This window comes from Flavobacterium sp. KACC 22763 (assembly GCF_028736155.1).
Taxonomy (GTDB): Bacteria; Bacteroidota; Bacteroidia; order Flavobacteriales; family Flavobacteriaceae; genus Flavobacterium.
The window spans coordinates 441,336-463,235 of the sequence record NZ_CP117879.1 but is presented as its reverse complement, the minus strand read 5'-3'; the positions used below and the strand labels follow the sequence as shown (position 1 = coordinate 463,235).

Here is a 21,900-nt window from a genome sequence, read left to right as displayed (position 1 = left end):
AATATCTCAATAAACATTAAACTGCTAACTCTTCTTCCTTCGCTTTCTCTTTCTTTTCAAGCTTAGGTTCATACATAAACCCTTCTTTCTCCTTACCTTTTTTATTTACTTTGGTTTCTTCTTTTTTCTGTCTTTTACAAATAATCACTGAATTCTCCGTAATACCATTCATACCCAAAGTATATTTTGCATCTACATATTTGGCTGTTTGATACCATTTTGGCTGTAAAAAGAATACCCAGCTGCAATTTTCACCGTTTTCTTTTAAATCAATTTTACTTTCAGCATTATGCTCATTATATCCCGAAACGGTATGATAGAATAACGCTCCAAAATCAATTCTCACGGGACCTTTAGATCGTAATGAGGTATATTTTGTATCACTTTCTTTTTTCTGAATCAATAAAGTAATCAGCAATAAATCTTTCATTTCAAAGTTTTCAATCTCGGGAAAAGGATTTTTTCTTTCCGGAATTTTCCATGTAACATATTCTTTAGGAGGAATCTGCATCATATAGTTAAAAACTGCGTAAACGCCTGTTGGAACAATAAATACTAAGAAATGAGAGCACATTAAAAATGTTAGCGCAATTCCGTTTAAGGCGGTATAAATAATGACAAATAATACGCTTGAATAAAGTGTTATTAAAAATGAAAACAATAATTCGATACCCACAACGCCTTTTAGGTTAAACTCGTTAAAGTACCATCGATACAAGTAAACATTAAGGATTCCAAATAGCAGTGACGCAATTTGATAAAATCGAAATTCGTCTGAAAGCTCTGTAAATAGTTTGTTGTAGCCTAAAAAACCAACCAGAGCATAAATCAATACAAATGAAAAAATATAGATGTAAAATTTTCTTTTATATTGTGCTGCAAATTCTTTTATTTTATCGCTGAATACCATAGTAAGTATAGCGCTTACTGCTATGATTACTACTAAAAATACAATAAGCCTAATATCAATAAGGGCTAATAAATGCTTTTTTACCATTACTAAATTCGTGTTGTATACCCTAACACAGGTTCTTTACTAAAATTAAACTCTTCTGTTTCTTTATTAATCAATAACACTGTTTTTACGTCGACTTCCATTGGAAAAAAATGCTCGCAAAAACAATCTATAAATATTTTTATATCGCCGTTTTTAAGATATTGCTGATAAGGTTTATTGGTAACAGGACCAATTTCTATCCTTAAGTTCATAGAATAATCCATGTAATCTTTTCCAGTAATAAAATCGACTCCCAATCTATTTTCTCCTAACCTGACCTGTTCTCCTTCTTCGCTATATTCTTTAGAACTTGTTGTTGTATAGGTTACTTTTTCTTCTATAATGCTTGATAAACATTGGCAAGCGAGCTCAATGTCTCCCACTATTTTGTATGCATAAGGCAGCAGCTGTATAAATTTTGAAACTAAAATTTCAGGGTAAATGTGTGATAATCCCCAAAAATCATAGAAAAAATCCAACGGTTTGCTTCCGTTCAGTTTATATAAAAAATTCCTTTCAACACTTTCTATTTTAGTACGATAATGAAAAATTTCGTTTTCAAAAGGAGTAAAAAAAACACGAGCTTCGGCTTCTTGCTTTTTCTGGTGTTTATGCTCCTTTATCATCTGTTTTACAGACTTATCAGAATTATTCTCTGTCAAACTATGTACAAAACCTTCTGGAAGCGCATCATACATACTATCGCGCGATAATCGTATATTTAGATATTCTTGTTTATCATAATTATCATCCTGAATTACTGCCTCCAAAATGTCACTTCTGTACGCACGCGAGAATTGTCCCTGATTAGAAACCGTAATTTCATCCTGCACAATTGCTTTGGACTCAAGAAGTTCATTAGCAATAACTTCAGCCCTAATGTCATACGAAATATTCTCAATTTCGAATGCAAGATCTTCAAGACTTTTTTTACTTCTTCTTTCCATCCTCGTTAATTCGTCCTGCGCCTATGTATCGTAACTGAAAATATTCATCATTGAAATTATATATTGCAAGACCTTTGTCTGTACAAGCCAGGATTCGGTCATTATGCAGGTACAGACCAACATCAGATATCGGATGATCTTTATCGTATCGAAAGAAAACAAGATCGCCTTCGGCAAGAAAACTTCGTCCAGTAAAAATTTGTATCGATTTAGACTTCCACATACCTGCTGGATCTTTTGGAAGCGTAACCTTGTAAACGTCACTGTATAAAGACTGCAGAAAATAAGAACAGTCAATTCCTTTTTTAGAAAAGCTTTTCTCTTTATATGGCGTATTAAGCCACGGATCTATGTAGGAGTATAATTTGTAGTTGGTAATTTTATTTGGCATTACAGCCAGAATAATGGAGTATTTTTCTTTTAGAGCAAGCATTTCGTCACTTAAATTCTCTGAATTATCATTGACGATGGTTTTATTTTTTAAACCTGTTTCATTCATTTGAGCCTGTTTTTTTAACAGCTCCAAAGAATAATCATATTTGAAGGGGATCTGCGAAATATATTTTTGAGCATGGCATTCCGTAAATAAATGCATCATAAAAATCATTATAACAAACTGCCTCATAAAAAATATTATTTAGTACTCTTTTTTTAGATAATTAAACTTTATTTCAAACCCAAAATGGATCTTTTTTAAATTTTTAAGCAACATAAAAAACAAACTTTTCAGCTTATTTTCACTTTTCAAACCTGAGAAAATTCTTCTTTTTGAACGTAACTCCTTTATAATGAATTTATTTACATTTTTGGATGTGATAGCTACAAACCTAACAAAATATTTTGTAAGAATACAAATAAAATTTGTAAAATTTATATTATAAAATATAGCTTTTTTAAAATAAATAAAATTACATTTGCTTCCAATTTTTGTTAAAATTATCTTACATAGTAAAATATCAAAATGAATCAAAAAAATATTGATGTTAGAGTTGTATTTTTTTTTGCACTTCTCTTATTAGCTGGAATCATTGCATTTATCATCCAATTTTTTAACCATGTCGATTGTGAAGATGCCAAGTTTTACATTTTTGCAGATCATTCACAATCAGAGGAATCGATAGAATTTTATGACAAAACTCCTAATGCAAAATCATGGATTTGGGACTTCGGGGACGGGTCAGAAAAAGATGTCAGAAAACACACTTTTCACATTTATAAAAATCCGGGAAAATACTATGTGACTTTAACAATAAATGGCAATTGTACCCATACAAAAGAAATCACTATAAAAGACAAATTTGCTGCTGATAAAATAGGCACGCCAAAAATTATTGCACCCAAAACCATTACAGTTGGACAGCCCGCGTATTTTAAATCAATTTCTGATGATGCGCGAACTTGGGAATGGGCGTTTGGTGAAAATAAAGGCATTGATGAAACCTCCTCTAATCCTGTTTACAGCTTTATAACACCAGGTGAAAAAACAATTACTTTAGTTATAAACGGAGATTTTAGCCGTGTGGCAAAAAAGATTATTTATGTGCATCCAAGAGTAATTAAAAAGACTAATCCACTGGATGTAAGCTCATATGAATTTGAAAAAAAAGCAGAGGCTTTTGCATTGCCTCGAGGATCTGTAAAAAAAGATCCGTTGGAAGAAATGCTGCAATATGTTCCAGTTGCGCCAAAAACCAAAACAGTAAAAGACACTACTGCTGTACCAAAAAAAGCGCCTAAAATGTCTGAAGATCAGTTTGAAATTTTATTCAAAAAAGTAGCAGAAGGCAGTAAAACAAAAGATGATTTTGCAGAATTCCTGTGTGATGATTTAGATGTTCCTGTGGTAAAAAATGATAACGATCTTTTGACTTTTTCTCAATTATGCGCTTCTGTAAAAGGGAAAAAGATAAAGATTGAATCAATACGTTTAAACAAAGACAAACAAACTAACTGCATTAAAGGATTAAATATCAGCTATAAAGTAAAAAAATACCTGATATGGTCTAAAGATTAAATTTTGATATGGAAGAAGAAAAAAACGTTTTCAGTGCAGAATTATTAAGTGCACTAGAAATTGCCAAGAAAATTGCTAAAACCAATTCAAATAAATACTATTCAGCATCCCATTTATTAAAAGCCATTTTAAACAGAGATTTATCACTTTTGAAACGGCTCGAAGCTATGGGCAAAGATGTCTATTATCTTGATGAATGGGCAGAAGTTCGAATCGAAGAAGAACCTAAAACCACTCATGTTCTCGATGCTGAACCAAGCGATTTGATCGACGATATTATAAAAGAAGCAGAATCGGTACGAATTGCTTTGAATGAAGATGAAATTAGCCTCTATGCCATTATAACCGCTTTAAGTTCTCCCGGTGTAGGTTTCAACTTCGATCAGATGAAATCCTACCCCATCTCTAGAAATGAATTGCTAGAAGATCAAATTGTTATTCCACAAACGGAAAACGGTATAAAACAAGAAGTAAAAAAAGGCTTTTTGAGCAAATATTGCGTTCATAAAAACCTAGAAAAAAATAAAAAAAGAGTATCCGCAATTGGGCGTGAAGCCGAATTGAATGCCATAAAAGAAATACTCTGCCGATTTTCTAAACCCAATGTTTTGCTTATTGGCGATCGCGGCATTGGAAAATCAATTTTAATTGATACTCTTATTCAAGATGTAACTGCCAATCAAGTTCCAGATATTTTAAACAAGGTACAGCTGTTTGAACTTGATCTTTCCTCACTTATTGCTGGAGCTTCATACAAAGGCGAAATAGAAGATCGATTAAAAAACTGTATTCAGGAACTTAAACAATATCCGAGAGCTATACTAATTATTGAAGAAATTCATATTTTACTTGATAAAAATGGAGGAGATTCAGGCGTTTCAAATGTTCTTAAAGGCGAGCTAGCAAAAGGGCTAAATATTATTGCCACCTCTACAATTGACGAATATTCTAAAAGAATTGAAAAAGAGCAAGGACTTGCTGGAATGTTTGAAATTGTAAAACTGGAAGAAGCTGATGATGAAACTCTGTTTCGTATGATTCGCGAATCTATCAAAACCTATCAAGAACATCATAAAATACAAATAGATGATGAAACGATTTCAGAATCTATTCGATTATCTAAACGGTATTTAAAGGAAAAAAGTCTTCCTGAATCAGCCATTAATTTGATTGACCATACGATGTCTGTTCTAAAAACTTCGGGAGAATCTTTTCTTAATGAGAAGCAGTCTATTACCAATAAGTTAAATCTATTAAAAGAGAACAAAGACAATTTATCAGAAAATCAATTACTAAAAGAGTATAATTGGTTTCTAAATGATTTAACAAACAAAACAGCGTTTTTGATAGATGTTGATGAGCAAAATGAAAAACTAAATTTTGAAACATCAGAATCGATTCTAAGTTATATTGAAAACCTTATTAGCACACTTGAAGAAAAAGCGCTTGACAAACGCTCCCATATTGAGGCTTTTGATTTGTCTTTGATAATCGCTAAAAAAACGGGTATTCCTGCGGGAAAACTTAAAGAAGAAGAGAAACAGAAACTTAATAACATTGAGGAAGTTTTAGGCCGAAGAGTAATTGGACAGGATCATTGTATTGAGACTGTTGCCGGTTCTATTTTAGAATCACGATCGGGTTTAAGCAAAGCAGGACAGCCAATTGCTTCTTTCTTTTTCCTAGGCCCAACAGGAACAGGAAAAACCGAATTGGCTAAAAGTTTGGCTGAATTTCTTTTTCAGGATGAAAATGCTATTATTCGTTTTGATATGTCTGAATTTAAAGAAGAACATTCGGCTGCATTGTTATACGGTGCGCCTCCAGGATATGTTGGTTATGAAGAAGGCGGATTACTAGTAAACAAGATTAGACAAAAACCGTATTCTATTGTTTTGTTTGATGAAATTGAAAAGGCACATCCTTCCGTTTTTGACGTATTTCTTCAGATTATGGATGAAGGAAAACTGCACGATCGTTTAGGAAAAGAAGGTGATTTCTCCAATGCCATCATTCTATTTACGTCGAATATTGGTGCAGATCATATCGTTAATACATTTAATAATGGTGAAATTCCAGCATCTAGTTCGTTAATGGAAATTATGGCAAATTATTTCAGGCCTGAATTTTTAGGACGTTTGACTGAGATTGTACCTTTTGCTCCAATCAATAAAGAAAATGCTCTAAAAATATTTGAGATCCATCTAAAAAAGGAATTCATTGATTTATTAAAGAATAGTAAAATGACAGTAGAAATTCCTTTAGAAACTAAACTATATCTAGCCGAAAATGGTTACAATGCAAAATATGGCGCAAGACCTATCAAAAACATCATTAGAACACATTTAAGAAGACCGCTGGCTAAAAAGATAATTTCTGGGGAAGTTAAAGACAACGACAGCATCTCAGTAATTATTGAAAACAACGAAGTGAAATGGATTATAGCAGAATCTGTTTCGGTTGAGAATTAATTTAACCTATAAAAAAACGCTAAGAACTAAATCTTAGCGTTTTTTATTTATTATTCTAAAACCAAACCTATTTGGCCATCATCATCTAATTCTGTTTCCACTGCATCATCTTCCAGAATTTCAGGTCTTTCTGGAATTTCTTCGACAGGTTCTTCATAAGGTAGTGGTTCTAATAAATTTACTTGTCTTAATTTATCAGTCGTCAATTGGTTTCCTAAAGCTTTAAAACCTTTTACAGCTATAAAGTCTTCAACATCAATATGAAGATCATCTTTTTGAACTCCTTTTACTTTTGCAAAAACCAATTGCGCTACAGGACGATAATCTGTCGAAACGATTTCCAATTGCGAATTCGGATGGTCGGTAATAAAGCTTTCTTCTTTTCCTTCATTTTCAACCAAGAAACGTTTTAAGAAATAACGCTCTTTTTCTCCATCATAGTAAATCGCAGAAATCGGTTTTTTAGGTTTCCATTTCTCCAGAACAATCATATCTTCATCAAAATGAGTAGATAATTCCGGAATAAGCACTTTTAATTTACCAGACTGATTAATTACTAAGATTTTATCTGTCGGTTTAAATTCTCCTAACAATTCTCCTCTTGCGTCAACATTTAAACGTTTTACGGTATCATCAAACCAAACTTTTCTTGGCAGCAAAGTCGAAATTCCTTTTTCTTTTAATTCGATTTTCTTAATCGGATATTTGGTCACTAAGTTTCCTTTAGAACCTCGTCCTTTAATTGCCAGTTTAGCAAAATCAATATCAAATTTCAATTTCTTGATCGTTCCAACTTGACGCAATAAAATAGTTACAACCTCAGCTTCTCCATTTGGATTATGCGAGAAATAAACAACCTGAGAACCGTTTGTTCCATTTGTTAAATCGTACGCTTTATCACGGGTTACTCCAGTAACATTAAAACGTTTGATATAAGACGGTCCTGATTTACCATCGCGGTACATCATATTGTAAATGGTACGTTTATCGTTTTTATCAAAAACGGCAGCGTGTATAATATCTTTCCCTATAAAAGTTTTGGCATCGACTTTTGTGATCATCAATGTTCCATCTCGCAAAAACACGATAACATCATCAATATCGGAACAATCGCCTACATATTCGTCTTTCTTTAAACTTGTTCCTACGAAACCTTCTTCACGGTTTACATATAGTTTTGTATTTCTTAAAACAACTTTGGTTGCCTCAACGTTATCAAACACACGAAGTTCAGTCTGACGCTCGCGTCCTTTTCCGTATTTCTCTTTTAATTTGGTAAAGTAAGCAATAGCAAAATCTGTAAGATGTTCTAAATTGTATTCTACCTCTTTCATTTCTTCTTCTAACCTTGAAATCAATTCATCGGCTTTATCAGAGTCGAAACGCGTAATACGAATCATCGGGATCTGAGTCAAACGCTGTAAATCATCGTCATTGATTTCTCTAACAAATGATTTCTTGAAAGGCTCAAAACGATCATATAAATATTTGTAAAGTGATTCTCTGTCTCCGTATAATTTGAAGTCAATATACATTTCTTCACGGATGAAGATTTTTTCTAAAGTAGAGAAATGCCACTTATTTTTTAATTCTTCAAGCTGAATTTCAAGCTCTTGCTTAAGCAAATCAACTGTTCTTTCTGTTGAAATTTTCAACATTTGTGAAACTCCGATAAACAACGGCTTATTGTCTTCAATAACGCATCCTAAAGGTGCTACAGAAGTTTCGCAGGCTGTAAAGGCAAACAATGCGTCAATTGTCTTATCTGGCGAAACACCTGGGAAAAGGTGAATTAAAATCTCAACATCGGCCGCAGTATTGTCTTCAATTTTCTTGATTTTGATTTTGCCTTTTTCATTGGCTTTCAAAATACTGTCAATTAAACTCGATGTATTGGTAGAAAACGGAATCTGCGTAATCACCAAGGTATTTTTGTCTAACTGCGAAATTTTAGCACGCACACGCACACGTCCGCCACGCATTCCGTCGTTATAATTCGAAACATCAGCAATACCCTGCGTCATAAAATCAGGATAAAGCGTAAACGGCTTCCCTTTTAAGATTTTAATCGAAGCATCAATTAATTCATTGAAGTTATGAGGCAAAACTTTCGTTGATAAACCAACCGCAATACCTTCCGCCCCTTGCGCTAAAAGCAATGGAAATTTTACTGGAAGATTAATTGGTTCAGCTTTTCTACCGTCATACGACAGTCCCCATTCTGTGATTTTTGGAGAATACAAAACCTCCAAAGCAAATTTAGATAAACGTGCCTCAATATAACGGGGCGCTGCCGCACCGTCACCTGTTAAAATATTTCCCCAGTTTCCTTGGCAGTCAATCAATAAATCTTTTTGACCAATTTGCACCATTGCATCACCAATACTCGCATCTCCGTGTGGGTGATACTGCATGGTGTGACCAACAACATTGGCAACTTTGTTATAACGACCATCATCCAGCTCTTTTAAAGAGTGCATAATACGACGCTGAACAGGTTTGAATCCGTCCTCGATAGCAGGAACTGCACGTTCTAAAATTACATACGAAGCATAATCTAAGAACCAATCTTTGTACATTCCTGTTACTTTCGTAATAACATCTTCACCCTCTTCTTCCTGATTTTCGTAAAAATGCTGTCCTTCAAAATGCTTCGCATCTACGTCGATAATCTCATCGTCATCTCCATCCTGACTGTCATCCATCAGGTTTTCATCTTGATTATTCTCGTCGTCGTTTGGAATTATGTTATCGTCTTCTTCGTCTTTCATATATTTTGTTCAGTATAACTACTAAAAAATTCTTCTTCTTTAATTTTAAGCCTCCTCAAGCTCATCAATCTCCACCTTCAAATTCTTGATAATAAACTCTTGTCTGTCTGGCGTGTTTTTCCCCATGTAGAAAGATAACAATTGCTCAATCGAAGTATGTTTATCCATCATAACCGGATCAAGGCGAATTGTGTCTCCAATAAAGTTCTTGAACTCATCTGGCGAAATCTCTCCCAAACCTTTGAATCGAGTGATTTCTGGTTTTGGTTTTAGTTTCTCAATCGCGTCTTTTCTTTCTTCTTCAGAATAACAATAAATCGTTTCTTTTTTGTTTCGAACCCTGAAAAGAGGTGTCTGTAAAATATACAAATGCCCTTCTTTTATTAACTCAGGGAAAAACTGTAAAAAGAAAGTAATCAAAAGCAAACGAATGTGCATTCCGTCGACATCGGCATCGGTTGCGATTACGATATTGTTATAACGTAGTTTTTCTAGTCCGTCTTCGATATCAAGTGCAGCTTGCAATAAATTGAATTCTTCATTTTCATACACAATCTTTTTAGACATTCCGTATGAATTCAGAGGTTTACCACGTAAACTGAAAACCGCTTGTGTGTTTACGTCACGCGACTTTGTAATCGATCCAGAAGCCGAATCTCCCTCGGTAATAAAAAGCGTGCTTTCTAAGTTTCTAGGATTTTTAGTGTCAGGAAGATGCGCACGGCAATCTCTTAATTTTTTATTATGAAGATTGGCTTTTTTAGCACGATCTGTCGCCAGTTTTCTAATTCCTGACAATTCTTTTCTTTCGCGTTCTGCCTGAAGAATTTTACGCAATAAAGCTTCAGCTGTCGGCGGATTTTTATGTAGATAATTATCTAGTTTCGTTTTGATAAAATCATTAACGAAAGTACGAACAGAAACTGCTGGTGTTCCGTCGTCAGAACCCATATCGGTAGAACCTAATTTTGTTTTGGTCTGAGACTCAAAAACTGGTTCCATCACCTTAATACTAATCGCACTTACAATCGATTTTCGAACGTCAGACGCATCAAAATTCTTATTATAAAATTCACGTATTGTTTTTACAACAGCTTCACGGTAAGCCGCTAAGTGCGTTCCTCCTTGTGTTGTATTCTGACCGTTTACGAAAGAGTGATATTCTTCACTGTATTGAGTTTTACTATGTGTCAATGCCACCTCAATATCATGGTCTTTCAAATGAATAATTGGGTATTCTAAATCTTCTTCGCTGATAGTTTCTTCTAACAAATCACGAAGTCCGTTTTCTGAATAGTATTTTTCTCCATTAAAAATAATCGTCAAACCATTGTTTAGATAACAATAATTTTTGACCATTTTGATAACATATTCTAAACGGAATTTATAGTTTTTGAAAATCGTTTCGTCTGGCGTAAAAGTTACTTTTGTTCCTTTACGTTTTGTAGTATCGATTATATCTTCTTCTAAAACTAAATTTCCAGCAGAAAACTCTGCTCCTTTTTGTTTATCATCACGTACCGATTCTACACGAAAAAAAGTAGAAAGCGCATTAACCGCTTTTGTTCCGACACCATTTAAACCAACTGATTTCTGGAAAGCTTTAGAATCGTATTTACCTCCCGTGTTCATCTTCGACACTACATCGACCACTTTCCCTAACGGAATACCACGTCCGTAATCACGAACAGTAACCGTTTTTTCTTTGATACTTACCTCAATAGTTTTTCCTGAGCCCATTACGAACTCATCGATACAGTTATCTAAAACCTCTTTTAGAAGAATGTAAATACCATCATCTGGAGAAGAACCGTCTCCAAGCTTTCCGATATACATTCCAGGACGCATACGGATATGTTCTTTCCAATCAAGCGAACGAATATTATCTTCGGTATATTGATTTTGCTCTAGCATATATGATTTTAGGATTTTTTGCTAATGTACCATTTCTTAACAAAAAATGAAAGCGTATTTTCTTTTTGTTATGAATAATAACAGTTTAAAATCTATTTAAGCTGATTTTAAAATAAAACGAGTATCGAAGTTATAAAAAAATGCATTTTCAGCAAAAAAACACTACTTTATTCCAAGAACTTCTTTTGCCAAAGCAATCATTTCGGGCGTTCCCGTATTTTTGTTCTTTTCATCAGACAGTTTCACAACACCTTGCCAATGCAAATTATCGGGCTTTGTATCTGTTAATTTAATCACCATATTCATTGGAGGAAGCCCCACATCGTTGGTAAAATTGGTTCCAATTCCAAATGACATTTTTATTTTGTCCTGACAGAAATCGACAATCTTTTTTACTTTATCGTAATTGAGCGAATCTGAAAAAACAATGGCTTTTGATTTTGGATCTATTCCCATTTTAATGTAATGGGAAATCACTTTTTGGGCAAACTCAATTGGATCACCACTGTCATGTCGAACGCCATCAAAAAGTTTGGAATATTTTTTATCAAACTGATTGAAAAATATTTCTGTAGTATAAGTATCTGTTAAAGCGATTCCGAGATCTCCGCTATAAACTTGTGTCCAATGTTCTAGACTGATGGAATTTGCCATTTTAAAGCCATATTGCGCCGCATGAAACATAAACCATTCATGAGCATGCGTGCCTAAAGGTCTTCGATTATTTACCATTGCAAAATGCACATTGCTTGTACCAATGAAGCTTTGTCCGCCATAAGTACGCAAAGTTTCATTTACAAGATTTTGGACATCATAAGAGTGACGTCGCCTTGTTCCAAACTCCAAAATAGAAACACCAAGTTTATTGTAATTCTCTATTTTTTCTTTCGTAAGACTTTTTACAGCTTCATCATTTAAACGAATTAAATGATTTGCTTTGTAAAAAAGTTCCGAAATCAAAGCCATTAAAGGCACTTCCCATAAAATGGTTCTATACCAAAATCCTTCAACAGTTACTGTTATTTCCGAACCTTCTTGACTAATCTGAACTTCAGACGGATCAAAACTATATCCTTGCAGAAAATCTAAATAAGTGGGATCGAGATATGGGCAATAATGAGCGAGATAATTCTTTTCTTCCTTTGTTAAACGTAAATCTGCCATTGCATCAACAGAATTTCGAAGTAAATCTGCAAAACCTTCTGGAAAAATATGTTTCCCGCGGTTTATAAATCCATAACGAACCTTTGCTTTTGGAAAAAGTTTAATTACAGCATGCTGCATTGTAAATTTGTAGAAATCATTATCTAAGATTGATTTCAGAAAAGTCGCTTCCATAGTGTTCAAATTCGGATCATTCCTTGCTAAGATACGGCAATTTCAGAAAAGATGAAAATTGAATAATCCTTAAATAAATTATTTCGAAACTACTTTAAAAGAGACCACACTATTACCATCCACAAAAACAGTAATATAATCTCCAATATTGTTATCGATGCCCATTTGGAATTCTAATCCCCCTCGTTTTTCTTTTGGATTCTGAACTTTAACAGCTTTATTGTATTTATTCAAATAAAAAACCTGATTCGATTTTGAGAGATTTTTGATTTCAACTGTAATTTTATCACCATTTCGAGCTTCAATTATTCCAGAATCAGGCGATTTAATTTTATAATCTTTTTCGATTGTAGTATTGTAAATTAAAGGGCCATTCAGAAAATCTTCTTTACTTAATCTGTTTCCCAAATAAGAACCTGAATCTGGAAAATGCTTCGCAAAGAAATAATCGGGATCTGTATCAAAATAAGCAGGATTAAAATCGTTGACCATTCTTCCTTTACTGCTGTCATAATAGCCTTGCCCCCATGTCACATCCAAAAGACGCCATTTTTTATCAATCAAAACCATATTCCAAGCATGATTGGATGAAGTAGTTTTCCTGCCGATATCTCTTACTGAAATCTTAGAATCACCACGAATGATTTCGCATTTAATTCCCATCAAAGATGCCAAATGCTGATACAAAGCCGTAAAACCTTCGCAGACCGCTTTTTTAGATTTAAAAGCTTTCTGAATCAAATTATCATTCAGCTGTTTTATTTTTCGCTGTTTTTCAGCTTCAGAAGAATAGCTGAAACCTTGCGTTCTCGGCGGATTCAAATACGCATTATAATCGTATCTTATATTGAAGGCAATCCAGCTGTAAATAGCACGCGCACGATCATAATCCGAATCAAAATCCTTTTCGATTCTGTCGGCTAATTTTTCGGTGCTATCGAAGCTTTTTGGATATTTTGCAACTATTTTATCGACTTCACTGATCTTTTGAGCAAAAGTGAAATTGATGAAAATACTATTTAATAAAAGGAAAATAAGAGCAATCTTTTTTTGTGGCATTTAAAAATTTGATTTAATAATATCTTTCAGTTCTTGATCTAATTCAGGATTAGAGATTTTATTTTCTTGTAAATCAAAATTCGAGCCAAATGCTGGTAATGAGAAACTTCCTTTAATTTCTGCACCATAACGCGGGAAAAGATTCTGCGCAATTCCTAAAACAGATGCGCCTCCTCTACCGCCTGGAGAAGTTGCCAATAATAACATTGGTTTATGTTGGAAAACGTCTTTTTCGATTCTAGAACTCCAATCGAAAACATTTTTGAAAGCAACAGAATAATTTCCGTTATTTTCTGCCATTGAAACCACTAGAATATCAGCTTCTTTAAGTTTATTCAAGAATGCTTGCGCCACTTCATGCTGACCAATTTCTTTTTCTAGATCTACGCTAAAAACCGGCATTGCAAAATCGTTCAAATCTAAAACTTCGACATCTACATTTTCAAACAAGCTTGATGCATAAGTTGCAAAACGTTTGTTGATTGATTGCTTACTGTTGCTTCCTCCAAAGGCTACTATTTTCATATTTGTGGTATTTTTTTAAAACCATATAAGTAATATAAGAAAATTTAAGTTTGACATCTTTAATTTAAAGACATAGCTTTTTAAATGAACTTATATCACTTATATGGTTTAATATTAATTTTCTATTTCAAAAATCTCCTTTTGTATTTCTACAGAATAATCATTTGGTGAAATACTTCCGCCAAAAGCTTTTGCATAGACTTTAGTAAATTCTGCTCCAAAATATAAAATAATGGCCGAATAATACACCCAAACCAAAATTATAATTACAGAACCTGCTGCGCCATAAACGCTTGCAACAGTTGAATTTCCCAAGTACAATCCAATTGCAAATTTACCTATCATAAATAAAATTGCTGTGCAGGAAGCTCCAATAAAAGCATCTTTCCATTTGATAACTCCGTCTGGTAAAGTTCGGAATATAATAGCAAAAAGCAATGTAATACTAGCAAAAACAATCACCAAATTAACCACATAAAAAAAGTAAACTGTTGTGTCCGGAAAATAGAGTTTTAAACGTGCATTTAAAACGTCGAGTGTAGCATTGACTATTAGACTAACCAGCATCAAAAATCCAACTGAAACTATCATAGAAAATGACATCAATCTGTTTTGAATAAATTTTTTCAATCCTTTATTTGGTTTTGCACGAAGTCCCCAAATATAATTGATTGAACTCTGAATTTCGGCAAAAACTCCTGATGCCCCAATCAGCAACATGACAACCCCAAAAACGGTTACAAAAACATTACTGTCTGATAATTGAACATTTTTGATTGCCTCCTGAATCTGTACCGCAGCATTATTCCCGACCAATCGATTTATCTGACCGTATAACTGCCCCGTGACTGCCTCTTCCCCAAAAAAGAAGCCACAAATGGTAATTATAATAATCAACAAAGGAGGCAAAGCAAAAATAGTATAATAAGATAACGCTGCACTGAGCTTGATAGCATTGTCATCATTGAATTCTAAAAATGTTGTTTTTAATAAATACCAAGTTTTTGAAAAGATGTTATGATTTTTCATTTGCTTATTTTTTGATATTCACTCAAATTTAAGCATTAATGAAAATTTTTAACTTCTTGGATTTTGTTAGAATTTTATATTTTTTCCATATATGATATTTAATTCCTAGCGGAATAATTGTGCTGGGAACGCATTATAATTTTACCAATATTTAATTCCTAACGGAATATTTTTCTCAGGGCTGAATTCTCGATTTACCGATATGCTATTCCTAACGGAATATCTTCCCAGAGTTCAATTCTTGATTTACCGATATGTAATTCCTAACGGAATACTACTTTTTAGATCCATGATTTGAATGAACAATATTAAATCCTTAACAAAAAATCTCGTAGAGATTTAATATTGGTAACTCAAAAAAACGACACTTTAACTGTCCCGTAGGGACTTAACATCAAAAAATCATTTATAATGACAAAAAATCCCTTTATCATAAACCGTCCATAAACTTGCTTTTTGGTTAGCCGCCTTTAAAGCATTGTTTGCCCAAGTATTGCAAGTATAGAAAAGACTATAGCTCCCTCTTGCTTCATAGAAAGCATCTTTTTTTCCATAACTGTGACCTTCAATCCATTGTGGATGAATTGGATCACTAAAACTATTTGAAATATAATTGACTAAGTTTTGATAATTTTCTTTTGAAACTAAAATTCGTTTGCAGTCTTCACCTTCTCTTAATTGCTTAAAAAACGTCGCATGTACAGCGGAAGAACTGATTCCGAATGCAGCTTTGAAAGCTGTACTTGCTTTTAAATCTGACCATTCTGGCGTTTCCAAATAAAAGCCTTTATCTCCCCAGCCAAAAGCGATATAATTCATTAAAGAATCTTTTGATTGTGTCTGGCTAAATTGAATTTCGCTTCGCCAATCTTTAATTTCATTTTTTATCGGAACCACAATATCAGTATGAACTCCATTTGATAGAATATAAATAGGAATTGCATTTTGTTCTTCGACCTGAGCGACATCTGAATTTACCGTAATTTTAGAAATGATTAAAACAGAAGAAATGTACAAAGCAAGAAAACTGAAAATTCCGAAAAGCATCCAGCCTAGAATTTTGAATGATTTTTTTAGCATTTTGATTGATTGATTTTAGATTAGTAATTGGTTAATTTTTCTGTAACCAATTTTTGAGCCAAAAATTTTCAGTTGCTAAAATGGGACGCGGATTTTACTGATTCGCTTTCGCGAAAGCGCAGATTTAAACAGATTTTTTTTTATTTCTATCCTCGTTCTTTTTCTTCCTGAGCGAAGTCGAAGGACACATTAGAAATTCCCTAAAGTATTTCCAATCTTTGTGCGGGCTTGGACTTCGCTCAGCCTGACAAAAGAGAACTTTAATTTTAAGTATAAAAAAACTGCTGAATCCCTCCAGCAGTTTTACTCTATTATCTTTCTTCTTTACTCTTTTATCTCAAGAAAAAAAGACTAAACGTTAAAACGGAAATGCATTACATCACCATCTTTCACGATATATTCTTTTCCTTCAACTCTGAATTTTCCAGCTTCTTTTGCTTTTGCTTCAGAACCGTATTGAACGTAATCATCGTATGAAATCACCTCAGCACGGATAAATCCTTTTTCAAAATCTGTGTGGATAACTCCAGCTGCTTGTGGCGCTGTAGCTCCGATATTGATTGTCCAAGCACGAACTTCTTTTACACCAGCTGTAAAATACGTTTGCTGTTTTAATAATTTGTAAGCTGCACGAATTAAAACTGATGCTCCTGGCTCTTCTAATCCCATATCTTCAAGAAAAACCTGACGCTCTTCGTAGCTTTCTAATTCTGTGATATCAGCTTCTGCTCCTACTGAAAGCACAATAACTTCAGCTTCTTCATCTTTTACTAATTCACGAACTTGATCCACATATTTGTTTCCGTTTACTGCAGAACTTTCGTCAACGTTACAAACGTATAAAACTGGTTTTGCAGTGATTAATTGGAAACTTTCCATAAGAACTTCTTCGTCATTATTTTGAGGAACAATTGTTCTTGCAGATTTTGCTTGCAATAATGCTTCTCTAATTCTGTTCAATAAAGCTTCTTCTGTTTGAGCCTCTTTATTTCCTGTTTTTGCAGCACGTTTTACTTTCTCTAAACGTTTTTCGATTGTTTCTAAATCTTTTAACTGCAATTCGATATCGATAGTTTCTTTATCACGAATTGGGTTTACGTTTCCGTCAACGTGCACAATATTATCATTATCAAAACAACGTAAAACGTGAATGATAGCATTACACTCTCTAATGTTTCCTAAAAACTGGTTTCCAAGACCTTCACCTTTACTTGCTCCTTTTACCAAACCTGCAATATCAACGATATCTACAGTTGCCATTTGAACGCGCTCTGGTTTTACCAATTCTTCCAATTTATTGATTCTTGGATCTGGAACGTTTACAACACCAATATTTGGCTCGATTGTACAAAACGGAAAGTTCGCACTCTGCGCTTTTGCATTAGATAAACAATTAAATAATGTTGATTTTCCAACATTTGGTAATCCTACAATTCCTGCTTTCATCTGTTTGTTTCTATTTATTTTATGCGAGCCTTCAAATTCAGCCCTTAACATTAAACCCTGTGATTTAATGCCTTATGATTTACCTGTTTTTATTATTTTCTGCCAAAATGCTATTTTTTGGCTTTAAAATTTTGCAAATATAAGATTTAATAGCTCTTGCACGAAGTAAAAATGGCCAATAATATAATTTTAGATATACGTAATGAAATTTTTAAACATTTTATTAAATTTTTGTTAAAAAACATTACTTTTATAAAACTGATTAACAAAAAACAAACCAATAAACCAACAACTATGAAAAAGATTGCATTATTACTATTTCTGCTGAATTCAGCATTTCTTTTTGCACAAAAAGAGGTCTCGGGTCTTGTAAAAGATAAAACTGGAAACCCACTTCCAGGTGTTAATATTGTCGAAAAAGGAACTTCTAATGGTGTTTCTACCGATTTTGAGGGAAGCTTCAGAATAAAAGTTAAAGAAGGCGCAACTTTGGTTTTCAGTTATGTAGGATTTACAACAGTTGAAAAAACAGCTTCTGGAGATAAAATAAATGTTACATTAAGTGAAAATGATGGTCAGGTTTTAAATGACGTTGTTGTGGTTGGTTCCAGAAATGCTAAGAGAACCGTTGTAAATTCGGCAGTTCCTATTGATGTAATCAATGTAAAAGATGTTACGACGCAAAGCGGAAAAATCGAAATTAATCAGCTATTGCAATACGTCGCTCCCTCATTTAATGCCAATAAACAATCGGGATCTGATGGTGCCGACCACGTTGACCCTGCTTCTTTGAGAGGTATGGGACCAGATCAGACCTTGGTTTTGATTAACGGAAAAAGAAGGCATCAATCTTCTCTAATCAATTTATTTGGAACGCGCGGGCGCGGTAATACAGGAACAGATTTGAATGCGATTCCTGCCGCATCTATTAAAAGAATTGAAATTCTGCGCGACGGTGCCTCTGCTCAATATGGTTCTGATGCCATTGCCGGAGTTATTAATATTGTGACAAATGACAACGTTGACGAATTAACAGGCTCTGTTACGTATGGTGTTTTTAACACACATGCCAAAGGCGAATTCTTGCCAGGGACTCCAAATACAAAAGGATTTAGATTGGATCAGAATGGAAACGGAAACTCTTATGGAAAAGATCAGGATTTCGATGGAGGTTCAGTAAGAGTAGCAGCAAACTACGGAACAGGAATTGGCTCTAAAGGCGGTTATGTAAATGTTACGGGAGAATTTTTAAGCAAAAACAAAACGCTAAGACCTGCTTACGATTTTAGAAAAGGTTTTGGAGATGCTGAAATGACAGGCGTTAACTTGTTCGCCAATTTAGCAATTCCTATTTCTGAAAAAACTGAATTTTACGCTTTTGGCGGAAGCAATTTTAGAGATACAGATGCTTATGCTTTTACCAGAAATGATGGCGAAAGAGTTGTAGAATCTGTTTATCCAGGTGGATACACGCCAAGAATTACTTCTAAAATTAATGATAATTCTATCGCAGCAGGAATTAGAACTGAATCTTCTGGCGGATGGAAATTTGATTTGAGCAATACTTTTGGTAAAAACAAATTCCAATACGATATTAAAGGAACTATAAATGCTTCTCTTGAAGAAAAATCTCCTCATGAATTTGATGCTGGAGGACACAGTTTACTTCAAAACACCACAAATTTTGATATTTCTAAAAATTATGGAGATGTTTTAAAAGGTTTAAATATTGCTTTTGGAGCTGAATTTAGAGTGGAGCAATTTGAAATTTTTGCTGGCGAAGAAGGTTCATACGCAACTTATGATACAAACGGAAAACCTATTACCGATCCGACAACGCAAAGCGCACCAATTGACCCTGTAACTGGAGAACCAAGACCTGGAGGTTCGCAAGGTTTCCCTGGATACAGCCCTGCCAACGAAGTAAATAAAGACAGAACTAACTTCTCTCTTTATACTGATGCCGAATTGGATGTTACTGAAGCTTGGATGTTAAGCGGAGCTTTACGTTTTGAAAATTACAGTGATTTTGGAAGTACACTAAACGGAAAATTAGCCTCAAGGCTTAAACTTACAGATCATATCAACGCTAGAGGATCGATAAGCACAGGTTTCCGTGCGCCATCTTTAGCTCAAATTTATTATAATTTACGTTTTACCAACTTTAATGCCAGCGGGGCAACAGAAGTATTATTGGCACCAAACGATAGCCCAGTAACAAGAGCGTTCGGAATTCAGAAATTGAATGAAGAAAAAGCAGTAAATGCTTCTTTAGGTTTTACGGCATCTTTTGGCGATTTTACAGCTACAGTTGACGGCTATTATATTCAGGTAAAAGACCGTATTGTTTTGACTGGATATTTTGATGCCAGTTCTTTAAATCTTGGTGTTTCCGAAGCTCAATTTTTCGTAAATGGAGTTGACACAAGCACACATGGTTTGGATTTGGTTTTCTCTTGGAAGAAAAACTTTGATTTCGGCCAATTTGGTGCCACTTTAGTAGGAAACATCAACGACATGAAAATTGACAAGGTTAAAAATGGCACTCTTGACGAAGCTATTTTCTTCGGAAAACGCGAAAAAGCATTTTTACTGGCTTCTGCTCCAGACAATAAATTTGGTTTAAACCTTACTTATGCAAAAAACAAATTTGATGCAGGATTAGCTTTTACTCGTTTCAGCAAAGTAGTTTTGGTTGATTATGCTGATGAAGACGATGTTTACAACCCAAGATTGATTACTGATTTAACTGTTGGATATCAATTTACAAAAAGCTTAAAACTGACTTTAGGAAGCAACAACTTATTTAATGTATACCCAACTAAACAGGACGAACAAGGAAATACAGAAGCTGGAGGTTATTGGGATGCTGTACAAATGGGTTTCAGCGGAGCTTATTACTATGCAAGACTTGGATTTAATTTTTAAAAAAAGGCTTCGAATTTGCTTAGCCTGACATAAAACAAAAAAAATCCTGAACATAATGTTCAGGATTTTTCATTTCTATTTATAATTACAATTTAAACTCTAAAGATGCGATGATTGCTTTTTCTTCATCGGTAGCTGTAAATCCTGAAATGTCCCAATAATTGGTCAGGATTTTGTTTTTCTTATTAAAAAGCGATTTTTCTTTAAAGACGTCACTTTCATTATAAGTAAAATTCTGTTTATTAAAACCTGTTGTAACAAAACTATTTCTTACTTGAATATTTTTAGTTTTATCCTTCAAAACAAGATTATAGCCAATTTCTTCATTGGAGCTCAATAAGTAGTAATCAGTTCCATCCCATCTATAATTTACTTTAACAAATGATTTTGTCATGTTTTTATCACCTTCTTTTGTCTTCTCTTCCACTTTATCAAGAGTTGCAGGCGTAACAGAAATAGTAAATTCCACAATAATCTTTTTTAAAGGATCATAAATGATTTCAAAATTATCAATTGCTTCTTTAGCTTTATCCAGCGGAACAACTGACATTACGTAGTAATCTTTATTTTTAGAATGTCCTTTAGTTGTAAAATCATATTCCTTTTTGGCTTTTGAATCCAATAAAGGTTTTAAGTATTTAAAATTCGAATAATTCTCCATTATATCATTCAAATTATACCCTTTCAAATCAGCACTTACATCTGCTTCTAATAATCCGTAAGAACGATTTTGCTCCACCAGTAAAGTGGTTTCATTATTATTTTTATCAAATTGAAAATTCACCAAACCATCATTATAATACGTGTACTGATTGTCGAGCATAAAAAACTCTCTCACATATACTTTCTGTCTATGGGAAATGCTAATTTTCTTTGTAGAATTGTTAACCAATTTCTGAAGTGTTTTTTCTGGAGATTCCTTAGACAAAACTACTTCATCTAATTTATTGTTTTTGCTCTTTAAATAAACAACAAATTTTTGCTCTCCGTTCAAAGAAGTCCAGCGTACGGTCAAATCTTCATAATTAGTTTCAGAAACCTGAACATTAGATCCACCAGTTAGCATAAAAGTAACTTTTCCTTCTTCATTGCTCAATAAAATTTGCTGTGTTTTCATTATTTTAACCGTAGCATTTTGTATTGGCTCCATGGTTTCTATATCCTTAACAATAATAGAATACTCTTCCTTTTGTGCAAAAACGCTTAAATAGTTAAGTAAAACGATAAATAAAAGTAGCAATTTCTTCATAGGCATTGTTATTTTTTCAACTAAAGTATTATTTTTCTAACAATAAAGCAACAGTCCAAAAAATAAAACATTCGCTATCAAGAGACTAACTTTTACAAATACCTGAAATCAGGGCAAAAAAAATCCTGAGTT

The 21,900-nt window shown here is 33.7% G+C and carries 15 protein-coding genes; 3 read left to right on the top strand and 12 right to left on the bottom strand.

Going from position 1 to position 21,900, the window contains the following annotated elements:
* Positions 1-16: 16 nt before the first annotated feature.
* The 3 genes from PQ463_RS01985 to PQ463_RS01975 are packed head-to-tail and all read right to left on the bottom strand — an operon-like array spanning position 17 to position 2,569.
* The gene (locus PQ463_RS01985; protein ID WP_274256074.1) at positions 17-997 is read right to left on the bottom strand and encodes a TssN family type VI secretion system protein; all 981 of its coding nucleotides are present in this window, start codon (positions 995-997) and stop codon (positions 17-19) included.
* A gap of 2 nt (positions 998-999) precedes the next feature.
* Entirely contained in the window at positions 1,000-1,944 is a 945-nt protein-coding gene (locus PQ463_RS01980; RefSeq protein ID WP_160782431.1) for a type VI secretion system baseplate subunit TssG, read from the bottom strand.
* Complete coding sequence (locus PQ463_RS01975; protein ID WP_274256073.1) at positions 1,928-2,569, bottom strand: C40 family peptidase; 642 nt, start codon at positions 2,567-2,569, stop codon at positions 1,928-1,930. The genes PQ463_RS01980 and PQ463_RS01975 overlap by 17 nt, the downstream gene beginning before the upstream one ends.
* A gap of 336 nt (positions 2,570-2,905) precedes the next feature.
* Between PQ463_RS01975 and PQ463_RS01970 the strand changes: the two genes are divergently transcribed.
* Together PQ463_RS01970 and PQ463_RS01965 are read left to right on the top strand one after the other, a co-directional pair.
* On the top strand, positions 2,906-3,958 hold the full coding sequence (locus tag PQ463_RS01970; RefSeq protein ID WP_274256072.1) for a PKD domain-containing protein: 1,053 nt from the start codon (positions 2,906-2,908) through the stop codon (positions 3,956-3,958).
* An 8-nt stretch (positions 3,959-3,966) separates the two neighbouring features.
* Positions 3,967-6,429, top strand: coding sequence for an AAA family ATPase (locus PQ463_RS01965; RefSeq protein WP_274256070.1), 2,463 nt, complete (start codon positions 3,967-3,969; stop codon positions 6,427-6,429).
* A 50-nt stretch (positions 6,430-6,479) separates the two neighbouring features.
* On the opposite strand, the gene PQ463_RS01960 is transcribed toward PQ463_RS01965, so the two are convergent.
* The 8 genes from PQ463_RS01960 to ychF all read right to left on the bottom strand — a co-directional run bounded on the left by PQ463_RS01960 (position 6,480) and on the right by ychF (position 17,591).
* Complete coding sequence (locus tag PQ463_RS01960; protein WP_274256069.1) at positions 6,480-9,200, bottom strand: DNA gyrase/topoisomerase IV subunit A; 2,721 nt, start codon at positions 9,198-9,200, stop codon at positions 6,480-6,482.
* Between the two features lie 45 nt (positions 9,201-9,245).
* Positions 9,246-11,114 carry a DNA topoisomerase IV subunit B gene (locus PQ463_RS01955; protein WP_274256068.1) on the bottom strand — a complete coding sequence of 623 codons (1,869 nt, stop codon included), beginning with the start codon at positions 11,112-11,114 and terminating at the stop codon, positions 9,246-9,248.
* Between the two features lie 162 nt (positions 11,115-11,276).
* On the bottom strand, positions 11,277-12,452 hold the full coding sequence (gene pncB, locus PQ463_RS01950) for a nicotinate phosphoribosyltransferase (RefSeq protein WP_274256066.1): 1,176 nt from the start codon (positions 12,450-12,452) through the stop codon (positions 11,277-11,279).
* A gap of 78 nt (positions 12,453-12,530) precedes the next feature.
* On the bottom strand, positions 12,531-13,511 hold the full coding sequence (locus PQ463_RS01945) for a transglutaminase domain-containing protein (RefSeq protein ID WP_274256065.1): 981 nt from the start codon (positions 13,509-13,511) through the stop codon (positions 12,531-12,533).
* Positions 13,512-14,036, bottom strand: coding sequence for an NADPH-dependent FMN reductase (locus PQ463_RS01940; protein ID WP_274256064.1), 525 nt, complete (start codon positions 14,034-14,036; stop codon positions 13,512-13,514). It abuts the gene before it with no gap.
* A 114-nt stretch (positions 14,037-14,150) separates the two neighbouring features.
* Positions 14,151-15,065 carry a YihY/virulence factor BrkB family protein gene (locus tag PQ463_RS01935; RefSeq protein ID WP_274256063.1) on the bottom strand — a complete coding sequence of 305 codons (915 nt, stop codon included), beginning with the start codon at positions 15,063-15,065 and terminating at the stop codon, positions 14,151-14,153.
* Positions 15,066-15,467: 402 nt separating this feature from the next.
* A complete protein-coding gene (locus tag PQ463_RS01930) occupies positions 15,468-16,145 on the bottom strand; it encodes a TIGR02117 family protein (RefSeq protein ID WP_274256062.1) in 678 nt (225 codons plus the stop codon).
* 351 nt (positions 16,146-16,496) lie between these two features.
* Positions 16,497-17,591 (bottom strand): redox-regulated ATPase YchF, encoded by a 1,095-nt coding sequence (gene ychF, locus PQ463_RS01925; protein ID WP_111424099.1) that lies wholly within the window; start codon positions 17,589-17,591, stop codon positions 16,497-16,499.
* A 294-nt stretch (positions 17,592-17,885) separates the two neighbouring features.
* On the opposite strand from ychF, the gene PQ463_RS01920 reads away from it, so the two are divergent.
* Positions 17,886-20,519 (top strand): TonB-dependent receptor, encoded by a 2,634-nt coding sequence (locus PQ463_RS01920; RefSeq protein WP_274256059.1) that lies wholly within the window; start codon positions 17,886-17,888, stop codon positions 20,517-20,519.
* A gap of 85 nt (positions 20,520-20,604) precedes the next feature.
* On the opposite strand, the gene PQ463_RS01915 is transcribed toward PQ463_RS01920, so the two are convergent.
* On the bottom strand, positions 20,605-21,768 hold the full coding sequence (locus tag PQ463_RS01915; protein WP_274256057.1) for a hypothetical protein: 1,164 nt from the start codon (positions 21,766-21,768) through the stop codon (positions 20,605-20,607).
* Positions 21,769-21,900 lie beyond the last annotated feature (132 nt).